The organism is Klebsiella sp. K-3 (genome assembly GCF_051207495.1).
GTDB classification, from domain to species: Bacteria; Pseudomonadota; Gammaproteobacteria; order Enterobacterales; family Enterobacteriaceae; genus Klebsiella; species Klebsiella aerogenes.
This window is the reverse complement of record NZ_JBPNXF010000035.1, coordinates 1-711: the sequence shown is the minus strand read 5'-3', so window position 1 is coordinate 711 and position 711 is coordinate 1. Positions and strand designations below refer to the sequence as shown.

The following is a 711-nucleotide window of genomic DNA, read 5'->3' as shown; positions in this document are numbered from 1 at the left end:
GGGTTGCGGACAGTGTCTGGTGGGTAGTTTGACTGGGGCGGTCTCCTCCCAAAGAGTAACGGAGGAGCACGAAGGTTAGCTAATCCTGGTCGGACATCAGGAGGTTAGTGCAATGGCATAAGCTAGCTTGACTGCGAGCGTGACGGCGCGAGCAGGTGCGAAAGCAGGTCATAGTGATCCGGTGGTTCTGAATGGAAGGGCCATCGCTCAACGGATAAAAGGTACTCCGGGGATAACAGGCTGATACCGCCCAAGAGTTCATATCGACGGCGGTGTTTGGCACCTCGATGTCGGCTCATCACATCCTGGGGCTGAAGTAGGTCCCAAGGGTATGGCTGTTCGCCATTTAAAGTGGTACGCGAGCTGGGTTTAGAACGTCGTGAGACAGTTCGGTCCCTATCTGCCGTGGGCGCTGGAGAATTGAGGGGGGCTGCTCCTAGTACGAGAGGACCGGAGTGGACGCATCACTGGTGTTCGGGTTGTCATGCCAATGGCATTGCCCGGTAGCTAAATGCGGAAGAGATAAGTGCTGAAAGCATCTAAGCACGAAACTTGCCCCAAGATGAGTTCTCCCTGAGACTTTAAGTCTCCTGAAGGAACGTTAAAGACGATGACGTTGATAGGTCGGGTGTGTAAGCGTAGCGATACGTTGAGCTAACCGATACTAATGAACCGTGAGGCTTAACCTTACAACGCCGAAGATGTTTTGGC

At 53.6% G+C, this 711-nt stretch carries 1 rRNA gene; it reads left to right on the top strand.

From position 1 onward, the window contains the following. Positions 1 to 689, top strand: a 23S ribosomal RNA gene (locus tag ACSEMK_RS24025); the annotation flags it as partial. Between the last annotated feature and the right edge of the window lie 22 nt (positions 690 to 711).